This is a genomic window from Pseudomonas putida, assembly GCF_016406145.1.
GTDB classification, from domain to species: domain Bacteria; phylum Pseudomonadota; class Gammaproteobacteria; order Pseudomonadales; family Pseudomonadaceae; genus Aquipseudomonas; species Aquipseudomonas putida_E.
Window position 1 is genome coordinate 985,493 of sequence record NZ_CP066306.1, and the last position, 17,336, is coordinate 1,002,828.

Consider the following 17,336-nt stretch of genomic DNA (forward strand, 5'->3'; position numbering starts at 1 on the left):
CTGCTTCTAAAAGTCTGCGCTTCGCCGGTGTGTGCCGGCGAAGTGTAATTGGAATATTTGTGCGAAGTGCGTGTGCTGCATCAGCCCGCCAGGAGTTGCGTATATGGATGGAGTCAGTAGTTTCGGGGTATATAAAAGCCAGGTTGGTACCGCTGTAACTACCAGTCGTGTAGAAGAATCTGCCCTTCTAGACGCGCAGAAAGTAGACAGTGACAAGGGGAATGGCGAAGAAAAAATTTCGAGCCTGGCTAAGCAGTTGAGTGCTGCTGCCGAGCGTGCGGCGTTGCGTGATAGCCAACTCTCCCGTAGCGAGCTGGCAGACCTTGCAGCTAGCATTCTGGACCGGTTGGGGGGGCTATCGTACTCCTTGGCGAAAGACTTTTATGATTCACAGTTACCGGATACGGATAATGCCGAGTTGCTGGCGCGTGCGCGCCAAGCCAATGATTTTGCAAGTGGCAAAGGTAGCAATCCATTCAAGGGTTTTAGTCGCGAGCAACTAAGCCTGATTATTTACGATGAAAGCGGGGCTTTCACGGTGAGTGAACGGCGCGCTGCAATGTTCGAAAAAACAGACCAGCATAACCAGTGGGCACAAACAATAAGCGGCAAGATGAATGCTGAGTATCAGCGAACGGGCCGAATTGATGAAGGGTTGCATGAGATTCTGGAATTTTATAATGCTCTACCGCCTATTGAGGTCGCCGAATATGGAAACTATGAGGCCAATATCATGATGCAGTTGTCGCAGCATGAAGTGCCGCAGGCTGAGTTTGATATTTCGTTGATCGACATGCTGGCAAAGGAGTGGAAATCGGCTCGAAGCGATCAAGAGAAAGCACTCGAGTCGCAGAGCGACTCTGCTTTTCAGGGTGAGAATGGGGGGGGCAAGGCATGAACCCGATAGTCTGCGTACACGGTATCGCGCGCATCTTGGGCTGCCAGCCAGTGCTGCAAGATGTCTCTTTGTCCATCCCCCGCGGCCAGACCTGCGTCATCATCGGCCCTTCCGGCTCGGGCAAAAGTACCTTGCTCAACCTGATCGGCCTGCTCGACCAGCCTTGCCGTGGCCAGGTAGTGCTGGCTGGCCGGGACATGACCGCCGCCACCGCCGACCAGCGGGCAATCATGCGTAATCGCCTGCTGGGTTTCATCTTCCAGAGCTTCAACCTGCTGCCGCGCCTGACTGCGCTGGACAACGTCGCTTTGCCATTGAGTTACCGGGGCATCGGGCGGGTAGCGGCACGCCAGGCGGCGCAACAGCAACTGGAGGCGGTCGGGCTAGGTCAGCGGGCGCAGCATCTGCCTGCCGACTTGTCCGGTGGCCAGCGGCAACGGGTCGCCATCGCCCGGGCGCTGGTGACAGAGCCTGCGTTGCTGCTGGCCGATGAGCCGACCGGTAATCTCGATGGCGCCACGGCCGAGGGTATTGCAGCGCTGTTACTGGCGCTCAATCGTGAGCGGGGCGTGACCTTGCTGATGGTCACCCACGACCCTGCCATGGCGCGGCGCATGGACCGTTGCATCGAGGTGCGCAACGGTGGGGCCTTTGATGCCTGAGGCCTATGGCCCTTCGTGGCCACAGCGCTTGAGCGAGGCGTTGGCCAGCTTGCGTCAGGCGGGCCCCCGCGCCTGGCTGGCGCTGATCGGCATCGCTGTGGGATGCGCTGCGCTGGTGGCCTTGCTCAATATCGGCCACAGCGCCACGCAGCATGCTCGGCAGCTGTATCGAGGCATGGGCAGTGAACTGCTGGTCGCCAATCTGCAACGCCCCGCTGAAGTTGCAGCACCAGTGGCACTGGACCTGTCAGTACTGCCAGCGTCCATTCGTGCCGCTGCGCCATTGCTGGTTTCTGTGGCCACAGTGCAATTGGCAAGCAAGCGCCATGAGACCCTGGTCGGCGCAAGCACGCTGCAACTGGCGCAAGTGCTGGACCTGCAAGCCAGCCAGGGCCGCTTGTTGTCCGCCTACGACGATGACACCACTCACGTATTGCTGGGGGCCACACTGGCCCGGCAACTGGGTGCGCGTGTGGGCGATCGTCTGCAGTCGGGCCGCTACCTGTTCGAGGTGATTGGCGTGCTTGCGCAGCGGGGTTACAACCCGATGCTGCCAATACAGGTCGACGATGTTCTGTTGATGCCCTTGCCGGGTATGCGCCGCCTGGGCGCTGCGCCCGAGGTGGGGACGGTGCTTGCACGCGGGCATGATGTCGCGGTGTTAACGGGCACGGCGCAGGCGCTGACTGACTACCTGGTTGCACGATTGCCAGGTTACGAGGTCGACGTGCAACTGCCACAGCAGCTGCTGGAAGGGATGGCCAACCAGTCACGGATGTTCACGTGGGTGCTCGCCGGGTTTGTCGGTATCGCATTGCTGTTGGGTGGGGTCGGGGTGATGAATGTGATGCTGATGAGCGTAGCGCAGCGCCGTCGCGAGATCGGCGTGCGCTTGGCGCTGGGCGCACGCACCCGCGATATTGCCTGGTTGTTCCTGCTCGAAGCGCTTTTGCTGGCGGGTGGCGGAGCGTTGCTCGGAACACTTGTGGGGCTAGCGGCTAGCTGGGGCTTTGCCTTGGTGTCAGGCTGGCGCTATGCGCTGGATGCGTCATCGATAGCGCTGGGCATGGGCAGCGCGATGGCGCTCGGCCTGTTCTTCGGCTTGCAACCGGCGCTGGCTGCGGCGCACCTGCAACCTGTATTGGCGTTACGCGATGACTAGATGGCTCGTTTTTCTGTGCTCGGCGCTGCTGGGCGTTGCCGTACTGGCTGCTGATCCGCTGCAGCCGCCTCGTGCGGACCAGGGCTTTGCGGTGTCGGCCACTGCCTGGGCGGCCAGCGGGGGTGCCGAGGTATCGCTGGAGCTGGCCGATGCCGTTGCCTTGGCCCTGCGCGACAACCGCGCCATCCGCAGTGCTTATCTTGAGCGCATCGCGCAGAAATTCGACCTGCGCGTGGCGCGTGATCACTATGCCCCGCAGCTGTCATTCAAGGCACGCTACCTTGGCAATCGCAACAGTGATGACCACTACCGCGAAGTCCAGCTCGCTCCGGCGGCGAGCCTGCTCACGCCCTACGGCACACGGCTGAGCCTGGACTGGGCGTACGGCCAGACACGCGCCGACAGGGCTGGCGTACATTACCGCGATGGCGCCAACCTGATGGTGATACAGCCGCTGCTGCGCGGTGCCGGGCGCGAGGTGGCCAGTGCACCGCTACGCCAGGCGCTACTGGCCGAGCAGCTCAACCGGCTGGTGCTCAAAGACCGCGTGGCTGAAGTGATCACGCGCACCATCCTGCAATATCGCGAACTGCTTCACGCCCAGGAGCAGTTGCACATTGCCCAGCAGGCACTGGCCCGGGCCCAGCAGTTGGTAGAGGTGAACCAGGCGCTGATCGCTGCCGGGCGCATGGCCGCATTCGACAAGGTTCAGGCCGAAGCCGAGGTGGCTGGGCAGGAGTTGGCGCTGGAAAGCAGCCGTAATCAGCTCCACGCAAGCCGGCTGGCGTTGGCCCAGGTGTTGGCAGTGGACCTAGCCACCCCTTTGCGAGCAGTGGAAAAGGCCCACGTCCAGCGCTTGCGGGTCGATACTGCGCAGGCACTGACCCAAGCCGAAGCGCTGCAGCCTGCGTATCTGATGCAAGTGATCACGGGTGAGCAGGCGTTGATTGAGCTGCAGGTGGCACGCAATGAGCAATGGTGGGACGTGTCGCTGGTCGGCGGGGCCAGCCAGACGCGCCAGCGCCCTGGCAACCAGGCCGGCTGGGAGCACTATGTAGGGCTGGAGCTGGAAATACCGCTTGGAGACCTGAGCCGGCGTCAGGCCGAGGTACGTGCCCGTGTGGCGGTCGAAAGGCAGCAGGTCAGCCTGGCCGAGGCGCGCCAGCAACTCCAGCGAGATGTGTTGACTGCAGTGCGCGATTCCCAGGTGCGTTGGCGCCAGCTGGAAATTGCCGCACGGGCGCTGGCGCTATCGCGGCGCAAACTGGAGATAGAGCAGGAAAAGCTCGCCGTCGGACGCTCGAGCAATTTCCAGGTGCTCAGCTTCGAAAGCGATTTGCGCCATGCACAGAGCGTCGAACTGGATGCCAGAATTGCCTACCTCAATGGCCAGGCTGAACTCGACCGGACACTGGGTACCACGCTGGAAAGCTGGGCTGTGGCGCTCAATGATTAGGTGGCGGTTGCTGTTGTGGCTGCTGGCGTGGTCGGCAGCGTTGCTCCTGTGGCAAGCCTGGCCTGCTAGCCAGGGACAGGTTGTAGAGGCGCGCTGGTTGTGGGTTGAGCCGCAGCGGCTGGAAAGCCGGGTGGGCCTGGTCGGCAGGGTACAGGCGGTCCGCCAGCAGATCCAGGCTGCGCCATTCGACGGGGTGGTCGCCGAAGTGGAGGTGGAGCCAGGGCAGCGGGTGGCTCCAGATCAGCCACTGTTCAGGCTCGATACCGCACAACTGGATGTACAGATACGCCAGGCTGAGGCCGAATGGCTCAAGGCGCGGGCAAGCTTACGCGTGCTACAGGGTTGGCAAACCGGGCCACAGGTGGCCCGTGCGCGCCGCGCGATGCTCGGTGCCCGGGCGGCTTTGGCAACCAGCCAGGCCGCGCTGGCAGACACCCGGCGCCTGTTCGAGCGGGGGATCGTCGCCCGCATCGAGGTCGACGGCCTGGCGCAGCAGGTAGTCGCTCAGCGCGAGGCCCTGCGAGATGCCGAACAGGAACTGAACCTGGTGCGCGAACGCGGGCAAGTCGATGAGCTGCGCATTGCCCAGATGGAGCTGGCTAATACCCACGCCCGCTGGCAGGCCAGGCTGGCGCAGCGTGAACGCAGGATAGTCAAGGCGCCTTTTGCGGCCTTGGTGGTGCGTGCCGACAACGCCGGTGGCGGTGCCTCACGGCACCTGCAACCGGGCCAGCAGGTGAGCCAGGGGGCGCCTTTGCTGACGCTGGTCGACCTGAGCCAGCTGCAGGTGCTTGCCGCAGTCCAGGAGCATGATCTGGACAGGCTGCGCGAAGGGCTGGAGGTCGAGGTCATCATCGCCGGTCAGCCACTTGCCGGCCAGGTCCAACGCGTTGCCCTTCAGGCCAGGAACGATGAAGGGCAGGGGGCCTGGTACGACGTGCGGGTGGCCTTGGAGATGCCGAGGGAGCCGTCGACACCGTTGTTGCGCCTTGGGATGACGGCGCAGTTGACAGTGATCGCGCACAGAACGGAACAGGGCATTGCGGTACCGGCAGAGGCGCTGCAGGTGGGTGAGGCGGGGCAGGCTTACGTGGTTTACCGGGCTATGGGAGATCGACAGGGGCGCAAGGTACCGGTCACGGCAGGTGTCGCGGTAGCGCAGGGGGTCGAGGTGCTGGGGCTATCGGCGGGTTATGTGCAAATTCCGTAAAGGGCCGCTGTGCGGCCCGGTCGGTTGTCACAGATCCAGGGATCAGGGCTTGGCGGTGGTGCAGGCACTCACTCGGCCGGATGATCGCGCAAGAACACCAGGTGATCAGGCTTGGACTGTTCGGCGCTGTAGTAGTAGCCCTGTACATCGAACTGCTTGAGCTGCTGCGGGTCATTGACCCGTTCCTGGATCACGAAGCGGCTCATCATGCCGCGGGCTTTCTTGGCGTAGAAACTGATGATCTTGTACTGACCGTTCTTCAGGTCCTTGAAGTCGACGTTGATTACCCGGCCTTTCAGGGCGCTGCGTTTCACCGCGCTGAAATACTCGTTGCTGGCCAGGTTCAACAGCAGGTCATCGCCCTGCTCGGTCAGCGCCTGGTTCAGCCATTGGCTGATACGCGTGCCCCAGAAGGCGTACAGGTCCTTGCCACGGGCATTCGCCAGCTTGGTACCCATTTCCAGGCGGTAAGGCTGCATCAGGTCGAGCGGGCGCAGCAGGCCGTACAGGCCGGAAAGCATGCGCAGGTGCTGCTGGGCGTAGGTGAAGTCGTCTTCGCTCAGGGTTTCGGCGTCCAGCCCGGTATACACGTCACCCTTGAAGGCCAGCAGGGCCTGCTTGGCGTTTGCCGGCGTGAAGTCTGGCGTCCAGCTGCCAAAGCGGGCGGCGTTGAGACCGGCGAGTTTGTCCGACAGGTGCATCAGCTCGCTGATCTGCGCCGGTGACAGCTCACGCAGTTGCACGATCAGTTCCTGGGAGTCGTCCAGGTACTGGGGCAGTGTAAAACGCTCGGTCACCGGTGGGGTGTCGTAATCGAGGGTCTTGGCGGGGGAAATCACCGTCAGCATCGGGTCGGCTCCTGAAATCGTTGCCGGGGATTCTACGGATTGAAGGGGGGAACGCCAAACTATGGCGACAATAGTCACAGACCATCGGATGAGCAGGCGCTATAGTGCGCGTTTCGCTGTGACGGAGAGACCGATCGTGCGCATTGCCGGTGCCTTGCTGGCCTCACTCCTGAGCCTGGCCGCCCAAGCCGCCCCTATCCCCCCCGCCAGCCTGGACCGCAGCCTGTGGCCCGAACAGTTGGACAGCCCAGCATTGTTCGATGTCGCCTCGCGCGCAGAGATCCTGTCGTTTGCCCAGGTGCTGCACGAAAGTGAGCTGCTCGACGATGGGGCGCTGGGCGCGCGCCTTGGGTTGCGGCAGATCAACCTGCAGAAAGTCCGGGCGCTGCGTGCGCGCATGTGGCAGCGTTTGTGGCAGGGCTACCAGCAGGCCCAGCGCAGCTGCGAGCAGGATGCCTCGTTCTGCTACGTGGTGGAGTCCATGGCCGATTTGCGCACAAGGGCTGCGACGTTCGCTACCGATGTCGGCACCTTCTATACCGGTTGGGTCGAACCAAGCCACCAGTTCCATGTGCGCTACCTGGATGAGCAGTTGCGCAAGGCGGCGCTGTTGCCGCAGATCACCAGCGAGGTCGAACGCCTGTCCGATCGTGAGCGCAGCGGCGATGAGCTGAACGACCGCATGTTCCTGCTGACCTTCGTGGGTGGCCCCGGCCCCCAGGGCAGCACGACCGACATGCTGACCGCTTACCTGCGCAAACAGAAGATGCAGGGCACCTTCTTTGTATTGGGCAACCGCTTGCAGCAGCGCCGTGACGCTGGAGCGGCCAATGCGCTGGCGCAGCTCTATGATGGCCAGTGCGTGGGGCTTCAGGGGTGGGAGTATCGCTCGCATGCCCAGTGGAATGGCTGGCAGGATTCGCTCAGGCGCAGCCAAGCGCGGGTCCAGGCCGACCTGCCTGAGCAGTATGTGCCGTTGTTCCGCCCCCCCTATGGTCAGCGCCGCGCCGATGGCGAGGCATTCATGGCCAGCCAGCAGTTGCGGGTGTCGCTGTGGGATATCGATGCACAGGATGACGGCCCGTTGACAGCCCAAGCTTCGGCCCAGCGGGTGGTGACCTTGATGCTGCTGTGGCGCAAGGGCGTGATCCAGTTCCATGACAGCCTGCCCAAAGCGCAGCCGGCGGTGCAATGGTTGCTGGAACATACCGCGCAAAGCGGCATTGGCTGGGAGGATTGCCGTGAATACGGCTATCAGGAATAACGGGTCTGACTTCTGACTGTAGTCCCGTCTGGGTCCATCGCCAAGTCCTGTTCGTCAATCGGAAAAATAAACTTCACCAACACGTAAAAATGCTTTTTTTAGTCATGCTTTTTGCGGTATGAAGAAACCAGACAGCCGATTCCTGCAGCACAGGTGGCGTCATCCGAGCCCACCTTGCCAGGTTCACTTCCCGCCCGTAGCAACGCGGATACGGGGAGAACGGCAGTCACTCTGCGGCGCAGCAGACCGCGCCGTGTGGCTTCGACATAAGGTGACCGAGTATGGATGACCAAGGACGCAACCCTTCCTCCAGCAAGCCAATCCTCTATGTGCTCGATACCAACGTCCTGATTCACGACCCCAACGCACTTCTCAACTTCGAGGAGCACCACGTCGCCCTTCCGATGACGGTGCTGGAGGAACTCGACAAGCTCAAGACCGGTAAACAGACCATCGCCGCCGAATGTCGCCAGGCCATCCGCCTGATCGACCAGACCCTCGGTGACGCATCGCCTAGCGATGTCGAGCAGGGCGTACCCATACAGCGTGGCAAGAGCGGGCCCAAGGGCTTCCTTTCGATCCTGATGAGCCCGCGCAACGAACCCAATCGGCTGCTGCCGGAGAACCTCAACGACAACATCATCATCAACCAGTTGCTGGAACTTCGGGCCAAACGTGCCGACCTGGACGTTGTGCTGGTAACCAAAGACATCAACATGCGCCTGAAGGCGCGGGCCTGCGGTATCGCGGCCGAAGATTACAGCACTGACCAACTGGTCGATGACGTGTCGCTGCTTTCCAAAGGCTACCACTCGGTCACCGGTTCGTTCTGGGACCGTGTCAGCAAGGTCGATACCCGTCAGGAGAGGGGCCGAACCTGGCACCGAGTGCAATTGATCGACAACCTGCCGGCAGTTCATGTCAACGAGTTCATCATCGATGAGCAAGGTTTCGTTGGCTGGATCAAGGGCATCCGCGACGATGAACTGCTGCTGCTCGACCTGCACCAGGAGCCACTGCTGCACCAGGAGGCCTGGGGCCTCAAACCGCGGGATATCCATCAAAGCCTGGCGCTGTTCGCGTTGCTCGACCCGGATATCCACCTGGTCAACCTGACCGGCGCCGCCGGCTCTGGCAAAACCATCCTGGCGTTGGCGGCGGCCATCGAGCAGACCATGGTCAGCAAGCGTTACCGCCGTATCATCGCCACTCGCAGCGTGCAGGGGCTGGACCAGGAAATCGGTTTCCTGCCGGGGACTGAAGCCGAGAAAATGGAGCCTTGGCTGGGTGCGATCACCGATAACCTCGAAGCGTTGCACATGGATGACGAGAGCACCCACGGCAGTGTCGAGTACATCCTCGAGCGGGTCCCGCTACAGTTCAAATCGCTGAACTACATCCGGGGCCGCAGCTTCCAGCAGAGCCTGATCCTGATCGACGAGTGCCAGAACCTGACGCCGCACCAGATGAAAACCATCATCACCCGTGCCGGCTCCGGTTCCAAGGTGGTCTGCCTGGGCAACCTGGCGCAGATCGACACCCCCTACCTGTCCGCGACCAGTTCGGGCCTGACCTACCTGACCGAACGCTTCAAGGACTTCCCCCATGGCGTGCACATCACCCTGCAAGGTGTGCCGCGCTCGGTGCTGGCCGAGTACGCCGAGTCGCATCTGTAACCTCTCGAACCGGGCGGTGCGCCGCCCGTTTTTTTCCACTGCTCAAACCTGACCCACAGGTTTACACTCTGTGTTCCCTTCACAGGAGCAGAGCAGTGCTGACACATCTTGATTCCCAGGGGCGGGCCAACATGGTCGACGTCACTGAAAAGGCCGTGACCGAGCGCGAAGCCACCGCTGAGGCGCGCGTGCGGATGTTGCCGCAGACCTTGCAGATGATCGTCGAGGGTGAGCACCCCAAGGGCGATGTGTTCGCCGTGGCGCGTATCGCCGGCATTCAGGCGGCGAAGAAGACCAGCGACCTGATCCCGCTGTGCCATCCGCTGATGCTCACCAGCGTCAAGGTCGAACTCAGCGCAGAAGGCACGGATGCGGTGCGCATCGTCGCGCGCTGCAAGCTGGCCGGACAGACCGGTGTGGAGATGGAAGCATTGACCGCTGCCAGCGTCGCGGCGCTGACGATCTATGACATGTGCAAGGCCGTGGACAAGGGTATGGTCATCGAGCAGGTGCGCCTGCTGGAAAAGCTCGGTGGCAAGAGTGGCCACTACAAGGTGGATGCGTGATGAACGTGAAAGTGATGTATTTCGCCCGTTACCGCGAGTTGCTCGGTGTGGATGCCGAGCGCCTGGAAGGTGACTTCAAGGTGCTCGACGATGTGCGCCAGGCCCTGGTGGCCAAGGGTGGGCAGTACCAGGTGCTGGCCGAGCAGAACCTGATGTGCGCGCGCAACGAAGAGCTGTGCAGGCTCGATGAGCCGCTGGAAGCGGGCGATGAGGTGGCGTTCTTCCCACCGGTGACCGGAGGCTGAGCATGGCAGTGCGAGTGCAGGATGGCGCGTTCGACCCCGGGTTCGAGGTCAATGCCATGCATGCCGCCAATGTCGGCGTGGGCGCGGTGGTCGGGTTCGTTGGTTACGTGCGCGATTTCAATGATGGCCGGGACGTGGCCGGGATGTTCCTGGAGCATTACCCTGGCATGACCGAGAAGGCTTTGGCGAAGATCGTGGTCGAGGCCGAGCAGCGCTGGCCGTTGCTGAAGGTTGAAGTGCTGCATCGCATTGGTGCGCTGGAGCCTGGGGAGCCGATCGTGTTCGTCGGCGTGGCCAGTGCCCATCGGCAGGCGGCATTCGATGCCTGCAATTTCATCATGGACTACCTGAAGACCCGTGCGCCGTTCTGGAAGAAGGAAAATACCCAGGAGGGCCCGCGCTGGGTCGAAGGCAGGCAGAGTGATCAGGATGCGGCGGGGCGCTGGTAAGGTCTGATCGATTGGCCGGGGCTTTGCCCCGGATCGCCGGCAAGCCGGCTCCTACAGGTACACCGCCGCTCTCAAACTCAGCGCAAACCCAGTGTGAGCCGGCTTGCCGGCGATTGGGCTGCAAAGCAGCCCTGTATCAATGGTGTTTGCGCGGCACCGGCGTGAGCAGCTCGTCCGGTGGCATCTCGCACTTGATCTTGCGCCCCAGCAACTCTTCGATCGCCGGCAACTGGTAGGAGTCATCCTCGCCGGCAAAGCTGATCGACACGCCACTGGTGCCGGCACGGCCCGTACGACCGATGCGGTGCACGTAGTCATCCGGGTCTTCCGGCAGGGTGAAGTTGATCACATGGCTGATGCCGTCAATGTGAATACCTCGCCCCGCCACGTCGGTGGCAACCAGCACGGTAATCCGGCCTTCGCGGAAGCTTTCCAGGGTACGTATGCGTTTGTGCTGCGGCACATCGCCCGACAGCTGGGCTGCATTGATACCGTCGCGTACCAGTTTTTCCTCGATACGCCGCACTTCGTCCTTGCGGTTGGCGAACACCATCACCCGTTCCCACTTGTTCTGGGTGACCAGGTTGTACAGCAGCTTGTACTTGTCGCTGCCCGCCACTGCGAACACATGCTGTTCGACGGTTTCGCTGGCGACATTCTCCGGCTCGATCTCGACGATCGCAGGGTCGGTAGTCCACTGCTTGGCCAGGTTCATCACATCGTCGGTGAAGGTGGCAGAGAACAGCAGGGTCTGGCGCTCGCTCTTGGGCGGGGTCTGGCGGATGATCTGCCGCACCTGCGGGATGAAGCCCATGTCGAGCATACGGTCGGCTTCGTCCAGCACCATCACCTCGACCATGTCCAGGTGCACATCGCCGCGCTGGTTGAAGTCCAGCAGGCGGCCTGGGGTAGCCACCAGGATGTCGCAATGGCGTGCTTCGAGCGTCTTGAGCTGCTTGTCGAAGTCCATGCCGCCGACGAAGGTCATGACGTTCAGGCCGGTGTATTTGGTCAGCGCGGCGGCGTCCTTGGCGATCTGTACCACCAGCTCGCGGGTTGGCGCGATGATCAGTGCACGGGGCTCGCCCATGTAGCGCTCTTTGGGCGGCGGCGTCTGCTGCAGCTGGGAAATGATCGAGATGAGGAACGCGGCGGTCTTGCCGGTGCCGGTCTGGGCGCGCCCGATGGCGTCCTTGCCACGCAGGGTGTAACCCAATACCTGAGCCTGAATCGGCGTGCAGTAAGGGAACCCCAGGTCATGGATGGCGTGCATCAGCTCGTTGGAGAGCTTGAAATCGTGGAAGCGGGTCTTGCCTTCTTGCGGCTCGACCACGAAATCTTCCGGCTTCCACAGGCTGGCCTGGGGTTTGGGCTTGCGTTCGCGGCGCGGTTTGTCCTTGGCCGGTTGCTCGGCTACGGGCACGGCGCCAGGCATCGGGGCCTTGGCGGCGGGTTTGGTGCGCGGCGTGGAGGGCTGCGGCTCGGGCTGAGCCACGGGTGCCGCAGCCGGCGTGATGCTGGCAGCAGGAGCGGCGGCCTGAGGTGCCGCGTCTCCCTTGCCGAATATTTTCTTGAGTGCCTTGAGCACGATCGTCTCATCAACTGATTAAGGAATGTACGCCGGGCAGTGTAATGCAAGATCTGGGCGCGGCGTAGCGGAATGCGCCCACAACTACAAGAGAGCCTGCCTATTGCAGTTGCTTGCTCAGCCAGTCGTGGATATCGCTCAGCTCTGCCACCACCACCTCGTGCTCCATTGGGTATTCCTGCCACCGCGCGGCCACGCCCCAGGTGTTCAGGTACTCGAAGGCGGTGCGGCCCATGGCTGGGATCACCACTGGGTCGTGCACCCCGTGCAGGCACAGGGCCGGGGTGCGTTGCTGACAGGCGCTCAGCTGATGGTTGTCGTTGAAGGTCGGTGCGTAGGTGGACAGTGCGATCACACCGCCCAGTGCTTCTTGCCACTTTATATAGGCGGTGTGCAGCACCACGGCACCGCCCTGGGAGAAGCCGGCCAGGATGATCCGCGTCAGGTCGATGCCTTGGGCCCGCTGGGCCTCGATCAGGGCAATGATCTGGTCAGCCGATTCTTCCAGCTGCGCTTCGTCGATGGCGCGGGCCGGGGTCATGGCCTTGATGTCGTACCAGCTGGGCATGGCATAGCCGCCGTTGATGGTGACGGGCCGGGTCGGCGCCTGCGGCATGACGAACCGCGTGCTCAGCAGACGCTCCTGCATGAATTCGGCAACCGGTAGGAAGTCGTAACGGTCGGCGCCCAGGCCGTGCAACCAGATCACACAGGCGTCTGCGGTTTTCTGGGGTTCGAGAATCAACGGGTGGGTCATGACTGCTCCGAAAGTGTGCGAATCGTATGAAGGCATGCGCAAAAAGAAGGCGCTGGAAATGATTGTCGGAAAAAGAATGTCGCAACGATACAACTTTCCCTACTTGACGAGCGCTTAAACGCTTTAGCCGCCAACTGTGGTACGCCCCTTGCTATGAAACCTTCGATGCAAGGGTCGGGCCGGTACGGTAACACCCTTGCCACGCGAAGGCTGTCATAGAACAGCCCATTGCGCCATTGACCCAATAACAAGCCAACAAGGGTCGGATGCGCCTCATAAGGGTGCGGTGCAATTCCGGCTCGTACAACAAGAGCGATTTGGAGGTTGTGAATGAAGATGTTGAAAACCACCCTGGCAGTCCTCACCGCTGCCGCCGCGCTGGGCGCCGTGAGCACTGCCCAGGCCGGCGCCACCCTCGATGCGGTCAAGAAGAAGGGCTTCGTCCAGTGTGGCGTGAGCGACGGTCTTCCAGGCTTCTCGGTACCTGATGCGCAGGGCAAGATCGTCGGTATCGACGCTGATGTCTGCCGCGCCGTGGCCGCCGCCGTGTTCGGCGATGCCACCAAGGTCAAGTTCAGCCAGCTCAACGCCAAGGAGCGCTTCACTGCGCTGCAGTCCGGCGAAGTCGACGTGCTGTCGCGCAACACCACCTGGACCAGCTCGCGCGATGCCGGCATGGGCCTGGTGTTCGCAGGCGTCACTTACTATGACGGCGTCGGCTTCCTGGTCAACAAGAAGCTGGGTGTTTCCAGTGCCAAGGAGCTCGATGGCGCGACCATCTGCATCCAGGCAGGCACCACCACCGAGCTGAACGTGTCCGACTACTTCCGCGCCAACGGCCTGAAGTACACCCCGATCACCTTCGATACCTCCGACGAGAGCGCCAAATCGCTGGAGTCGGGCCGTTGCGACGTGCTGACCTCGGACAAGTCGCAGTTGTTCGCCCAGCGGTCCAAACTGGCCGGTCCAACCGACTACGTGGTACTGCCGGAAACCATCTCCAAGGAGCCGCTGGGCCCGGTGGTACGCAAGGGCGACGAGGAGTGGTTCAGCATCGTCAAATGGACCCTGTTCGCCATGCTCAATGCCGAAGAGGCTGGCGTCACTTCGAAGAACGTCGAAGCCGAGGCCAAGTCCACCAAGAACCCGGACACCGCCCGCCTGCTTGGCGCTGACGGTGAGTATGGCAAGGACCTGAAGCTGCCCAAGGACTGGGTAGTGCAGATCGTCAAGCAAGTGGGTAACTATGGCGAGGTGTTCGAGAAGAACCTGGGCCAGAGCACTGACCTGAAGATCGACCGTGGCATGAACGCCCTGTGGAACAACGGCGGCATCCAGTACGCGCCACCTGTGCGCTGATGGCTGCACCCTGCGGCGGCATTCCGCCGCCGCAGGCTGTTCGAATCCCTACTGTCCGGGGCACTTCATGCAAAATCGAATCGGCGCACAAAAGGGGCTGACCCTGAGCGATCCACGTGTGCGCGCGTGGTTGTTCCAGATTCTCACGATCATCTTCGTGGTGGGTCTGGGCTGGTACCTGTTCCACAATACTCAAACCAACCTGCAACACCGGGGCATTACGTCCGGCTTCGACTTCCTCGACCGCAGTGCCGGCTTTGGCATCGCGCAGCATCTGATTCCCTATGTGGAGTCCGACAGCTATGCGCGGGTGTTCGTGATCGGCTTGCTCAATACCCTGCTGGTCACCTTCATCGGCGTCATTCTGGCAACGATCCTGGGGTTCATCATCGGTGTGGCTCGCCTTTCACCGAACTGGATGATCAACAAGCTGGCGACCGTATATGTCGAGACGTTCCGCAACATCCCGCCGCTGCTGCAGATCCTCTTCTGGTATTTCGCCGTGTTCCTGACCCTGCCGGGGCCACGGGGCAGCATCAACTTCGACGATGCCTTCTTCATCAGCAATCGTGGCCTGAACATGCCCGGCGCCACCATGGCCGAAGGCTTCTGGCCTTTCGTCGCTGCCGTGGTCCTGGCTATCGTGGCAATCATGGCGATGGTGCGTTACGCCAACAAACGCTTCAACGAAACCGGCGAGCCGTTCCACAAGTTCTGGGCAGGGCTTGCCCTGTTGGTGGTGATTCCAGGCCTCTGTGCATTGCTGTTCGGCAGCCCTGTGCACTGGGAAGTCCCGCAGCTCAAAGGTTTCAACTTCGTTGGCGGCTGGGTACTGATCCCGGAACTGCTGGCGCTGACCTTGGCGCTGACCATCTATACCGCCGCGTTCATCGCCGAAATCGTGCGTTCGGGCATCCGTTCGGTCAGCCATGGCCAGACTGAGGCCGCCCGTTCGCTCGGGCTGCGCGAAGGCCCGACGCTGCGCAAGGTGATCATCCCCCAGGCACTGCGGGTGATCATTCCGCCGCTGACCAGCCAGTACCTGAACCTGGCGAAGAACTCGTCGCTGGCGGCCGGCATCGGCTACCCGGAGATGGTCTCGCTGTTCGCCGGTACCGTGCTCAATCAGACCGGCCAGGCCATCGAGGTGATCGCCATCACCATGAGTGTCTATCTCGCCATCAGCATCAGCATTTCGCTGCTGATGAACTGGTACAACAAGCGCATTGCGCTGATCGAGCGGTGAGGATACGCCCGTGAATGCTCATGTTTTCAAACCTGACATGCCGCCACCGGTCAAGACCGTCGGCGTGCTCGCATGGATGCGGGTAAACCTGTTCTCCAGCTGGCTCAACACCCTGTTGACCCTGTTCGCCGTGTACCTGGTATGGCTGATCGTACCGCCGCTGCTGCAGTGGGCGCTGATCGACGCCAACTGGGTTGGCACCACCCGCGCCGACTGCACCAAGGAAGGTGCCTGCTGGGTGTTCATCCAGCAGCGCTTTGGCCAGTTCATGTACGGCTATTACCCGGCTGAGTTGCGCTGGCGCGTGGACCTGACCGTATGGCTTGCCGTGCTTGGCGCTGCGCCGCTGTTCATCAAGCGTTTCCCGCGCAAGGCCGTTTACGGCCTGGGCTTTCTGGTGGTGTACCCGATCCTGGCCTACACGCTGCTGCATGGCGGCTACCTGGGCCTGGAAAGCGTGCCGACCAGCCAGTGGGGCGGGCTGATGCTGACCTTGGTGATCGCCACGGTGGGTATCGTGGGCGCCTTGCCGCTGGGCATATTGCTGGCCCTGGGGCGGCGTTCAAACATGCCTGCGGTGAAGGTGGTCTGCGTGACCTTCATCGAGTTCTGGCGTGGCGTGCCGTTGATCACCGTGCTGTTCATGTCATCGGTGATGCTGCCGTTGTTCCTGCCCGAAGGCATGAGCTTCGACAAGCTGCTGCGGGCAATGATCGGCGTGATCCTGTTCCAGTCGGCGTACATCGCCGAGGTGGTGCGCGGCGGCCTGCAGGCCATCCCCAAGGGGCAATATGAAGCCGCTGCCGCGATGGGCCTGGGCTACTGGCGTTCGATGGGCCTGGTGATTCTGCCGCAGGCCTTGAAGCTGGTGATCCCCGGCATCGTCAACACCTTTATCGCGCTGTTCAAGGACACCAGTCTGGTGATCATCATCGGCCTGTTCGACCTGCTCAACAGCGTCAAGCAGGCTGCCGCCGACCCGGCCTGGCTGGGCATGGCCACCGAGGGCTATGTGTTCGCAGCCCTGGTGTTCTGGATCTTCTGTTTCGGTATGTCCCGCTACTCCATGCACCTGGAGCGCAAGCTGGACACTGGCCACAAGCGTTAGGAGTTTCGAAATGAGTGAAGCGATCAAGCAGCCTGCCGGCCCCGAAGGCATCATCCAGATGCAGGGCGTCAACAAGTGGTACGGCCAGTTCCATGTACTGAAGGACATCAACCTGAACGTGCGCCAGGGTGAGCGTATCGTGCTGTGCGGGCCGTCCGGTTCGGGCAAGTCCACCACCATCCGCTGTCTCAACCGTCTGGAAGAACACCAGCAGGGGCGCATCGTGGTTGATGGTGTGGAGCTGACCAACGATCTCAAACAGATCGAGGCGATTCGCCGTGAGGTGGGCATGGTATTCCAGCACTTCAACCTGTTCCCGCACCTGACCATCCTTGAAAACTGCACCCTAGCGCCCATGTGGGTACGCAAGATGCCGCGGCGCAAGGCCGAGGAAATCGCCATGCACTATCTGGAGCGGGTACGCATCCCGGAGCAGGCGCACAAGTACCCGGGGCAGTTGTCCGGTGGCCAGCAGCAGCGCGTGGCGATTGCCCGGGCGCTGTGCATGAAGCCGAAGATCATGCTGTTCGACGAGCCGACGTCGGCGCTCGACCCGGAAATGGTCAAGGAAGTGCTCGATACCATGGTTGGCCTAGCCGAGGACGGCATGACCATGCTCTGCGTGACCCACGAAATGGGCTTTGCCCGAACCGTGGCGAACCGGGTGATCTTCATGGATAAGGGGGAGATCGTGGAGCAGGCTGCGCCGGATGATTTCTTCGACCGGCCGCGCAGTGACCGGACCAAGTTGTTCCTCAGCCAGATCCTGCACTGATGCGGGGCACAGGGCCGCTCCTGCAGGGGTACGCGTTTTGCCTGTAGGAGCGGCCTTGTGTCGCGAA

The 17,336-nt window shown here is 62.0% G+C and carries 17 protein-coding genes; 14 read left to right on the forward strand and 3 right to left on the reverse strand.

The window, feature by feature from the left end; genetic code table 11:
• Nucleotides 1–103 precede the first annotated feature (103 nt).
• Genes JET17_RS04515 through JET17_RS04535 form a run of 5 tightly spaced genes read left to right on the forward strand, consistent with a single transcriptional unit; the run spans nt 104 to nt 5,388 of the window.
• The gene (locus tag JET17_RS04515; RefSeq protein ID WP_012312819.1) at nt 104–898 is read left to right on the forward strand and encodes a hypothetical protein; all 795 of its coding nucleotides are present in this window, start codon (nt 104–106) and stop codon (nt 896–898) included.
• Entirely contained in the window at nt 895–1,560 is a 666-nt protein-coding gene (locus JET17_RS04520) for an ABC transporter ATP-binding protein (RefSeq protein WP_012312820.1), read from the forward strand. Before JET17_RS04515 ends, JET17_RS04520 begins: the two co-directional genes overlap by 4 nt.
• Entirely contained in the window at nt 1,553–2,722 is a 1,170-nt protein-coding gene (locus JET17_RS04525) for an ABC transporter permease (protein ID WP_012312821.1), read from the forward strand. Before JET17_RS04520 ends, JET17_RS04525 begins: the two co-directional genes overlap by 8 nt.
• Nucleotides 2,715–4,178 carry a TolC family protein gene (locus JET17_RS04530; RefSeq protein ID WP_012312822.1) on the forward strand — a complete coding sequence of 488 codons (1,464 nt, stop codon included), beginning with the start codon at nt 2,715–2,717 and terminating at the stop codon, nt 4,176–4,178. Before JET17_RS04525 ends, JET17_RS04530 begins: the two co-directional genes overlap by 8 nt.
• The gene (locus JET17_RS04535) at nt 4,171–5,388 is read left to right on the forward strand and encodes an efflux RND transporter periplasmic adaptor subunit (RefSeq protein WP_012312823.1); all 1,218 of its coding nucleotides are present in this window, start codon (nt 4,171–4,173) and stop codon (nt 5,386–5,388) included. The genes JET17_RS04530 and JET17_RS04535 overlap by 8 nt, the downstream gene beginning before the upstream one ends.
• A gap of 68 nt (nt 5,389–5,456) precedes the next feature.
• Here the strand turns inward: JET17_RS04535 and yaaA are convergent, their stop codons facing one another.
• Nucleotides 5,457–6,236, reverse strand: coding sequence for a peroxide stress protein YaaA (gene yaaA, locus JET17_RS04540; RefSeq protein ID WP_012312824.1), 780 nt, complete (start codon nt 6,234–6,236; stop codon nt 5,457–5,459).
• A 136-nt stretch (nt 6,237–6,372) separates the two neighbouring features.
• Between yaaA and JET17_RS04545 the strand changes: the two genes are divergently transcribed.
• From JET17_RS04545 to moaE, 5 genes are all read left to right on the forward strand, one after another.
• Nucleotides 6,373–7,500, forward strand: coding sequence for a polysaccharide deacetylase family protein (locus JET17_RS04545; protein ID WP_012312825.1), 1,128 nt, complete (start codon nt 6,373–6,375; stop codon nt 7,498–7,500).
• Nucleotides 7,501–7,781: 281 nt separating this feature from the next.
• On the forward strand, nt 7,782–9,176 hold the full coding sequence (locus JET17_RS04550) for a PhoH family protein (protein ID WP_012312826.1): 1,395 nt from the start codon (nt 7,782–7,784) through the stop codon (nt 9,174–9,176).
• Between the two features lie 95 nt (nt 9,177–9,271).
• Nucleotides 9,272–9,742, forward strand: a complete 471-nt coding sequence (moaC, locus tag JET17_RS04555; RefSeq protein WP_012312827.1) for a cyclic pyranopterin monophosphate synthase MoaC — start codon at nt 9,272–9,274, stop codon at nt 9,740–9,742.
• On the forward strand, nt 9,742–9,987 hold the full coding sequence (gene moaD / locus JET17_RS04560) for a molybdopterin converting factor subunit 1 (RefSeq protein WP_012312828.1): 246 nt from the start codon (nt 9,742–9,744) through the stop codon (nt 9,985–9,987). Before moaC ends, moaD begins: the two co-directional genes overlap by 1 nt.
• A 2-nt stretch (nt 9,988–9,989) precedes the next feature.
• Nucleotides 9,990–10,436, forward strand: coding sequence for a molybdopterin synthase catalytic subunit MoaE (gene moaE, locus JET17_RS04565; RefSeq protein ID WP_012312829.1), 447 nt, complete (start codon nt 9,990–9,992; stop codon nt 10,434–10,436).
• 136 nt (nt 10,437–10,572) lie between these two features.
• Here moaE and rhlB read toward each other — a convergent pair whose 3' ends face one another.
• Both rhlB and JET17_RS04575 read right to left on the reverse strand, forming a co-directional pair.
• Nucleotides 10,573–12,024, reverse strand: a complete 1,452-nt coding sequence (rhlB, locus tag JET17_RS04570) for an ATP-dependent RNA helicase RhlB (RefSeq protein ID WP_012312830.1) — start codon at nt 12,022–12,024, stop codon at nt 10,573–10,575.
• A 100-nt stretch (nt 12,025–12,124) separates the two neighbouring features.
• Nucleotides 12,125–12,781: an alpha/beta hydrolase gene (locus JET17_RS04575; protein WP_012312831.1), complete on the reverse strand. Its 657-nt coding sequence runs from the start codon at nt 12,779–12,781 to the stop codon at nt 12,125–12,127.
• Nucleotides 12,782–13,111: 330 nt separating this feature from the next.
• Between JET17_RS04575 and JET17_RS04580 the strand changes: the two genes are divergently transcribed.
• From JET17_RS04580 to JET17_RS04595, 4 genes are all read left to right on the forward strand, one after another.
• Nucleotides 13,112–14,140, forward strand: coding sequence for an amino acid ABC transporter substrate-binding protein (locus JET17_RS04580; protein ID WP_012312832.1), 1,029 nt, complete (start codon nt 13,112–13,114; stop codon nt 14,138–14,140).
• Between the two features lie 67 nt (nt 14,141–14,207).
• Complete coding sequence (locus JET17_RS04585; protein ID WP_012312833.1) at nt 14,208–15,386, forward strand: amino acid ABC transporter permease; 1,179 nt, start codon at nt 14,208–14,210, stop codon at nt 15,384–15,386.
• Nucleotides 15,387–15,396: 10 nt separating this feature from the next.
• Nucleotides 15,397–16,494, forward strand: a complete 1,098-nt coding sequence (locus JET17_RS04590) for an amino acid ABC transporter permease (protein WP_012312834.1) — start codon at nt 15,397–15,399, stop codon at nt 16,492–16,494.
• A gap of 10 nt (nt 16,495–16,504) precedes the next feature.
• A complete protein-coding gene (locus tag JET17_RS04595) occupies nt 16,505–17,269 on the forward strand; it encodes an amino acid ABC transporter ATP-binding protein (protein WP_012312835.1) in 765 nt (254 codons plus the stop codon).
• The last annotated feature ends 67 nt before the right edge of the window (nt 17,270–17,336 follow it).

Bases quoted from the DNA above. Each gene is read 5' to 3' on its own strand.
- yaaA (WP_012312824.1), bottom strand. From the start codon at position 6,236: ATGCTGACGGTGATTTCCCCCGCCAAGACCCTCGATTACGACACCCCA.
- JET17_RS04520 (WP_012312820.1), top strand. From the start codon at position 895: ATGAACCCGATAGTCTGCGTACACGGTATCGCGCGCATCTTGGGCTGC.
- moaD (WP_012312828.1), top strand. From the start codon at position 9,742: ATGAACGTGAAAGTGATGTATTTCGCCCGTTACCGCGAGTTGCTCGGT.
- JET17_RS04535 (WP_012312823.1), top strand. From the start codon at position 4,171: ATGATTAGGTGGCGGTTGCTGTTGTGGCTGCTGGCGTGGTCGGCAGCG.
- JET17_RS04595 (WP_012312835.1), top strand. From the start codon at position 16,505: ATGAGTGAAGCGATCAAGCAGCCTGCCGGCCCCGAAGGCATCATCCAG.
- JET17_RS04575 (WP_012312831.1), bottom strand. From the start codon at position 12,781: ATGACCCACCCGTTGATTCTCGAACCCCAGAAAACCGCAGACGCCTGT.
- JET17_RS04550 (WP_012312826.1), top strand. From the start codon at position 7,782: ATGGATGACCAAGGACGCAACCCTTCCTCCAGCAAGCCAATCCTCTAT.
- JET17_RS04580 (WP_012312832.1), top strand. From the start codon at position 13,112: ATGAAGATGTTGAAAACCACCCTGGCAGTCCTCACCGCTGCCGCCGCG.
- JET17_RS04585 (WP_012312833.1), top strand. From the start codon at position 14,208: ATGCAAAATCGAATCGGCGCACAAAAGGGGCTGACCCTGAGCGATCCA.
- moaE (WP_012312829.1), top strand. From the start codon at position 9,990: ATGGCAGTGCGAGTGCAGGATGGCGCGTTCGACCCCGGGTTCGAGGTC.
- JET17_RS04515 (WP_012312819.1), top strand. From the start codon at position 104: ATGGATGGAGTCAGTAGTTTCGGGGTATATAAAAGCCAGGTTGGTACC.
- JET17_RS04530 (WP_012312822.1), top strand. From the start codon at position 2,715: ATGACTAGATGGCTCGTTTTTCTGTGCTCGGCGCTGCTGGGCGTTGCC.
- JET17_RS04525 (WP_012312821.1), top strand. From the start codon at position 1,553: ATGCCTGAGGCCTATGGCCCTTCGTGGCCACAGCGCTTGAGCGAGGCG.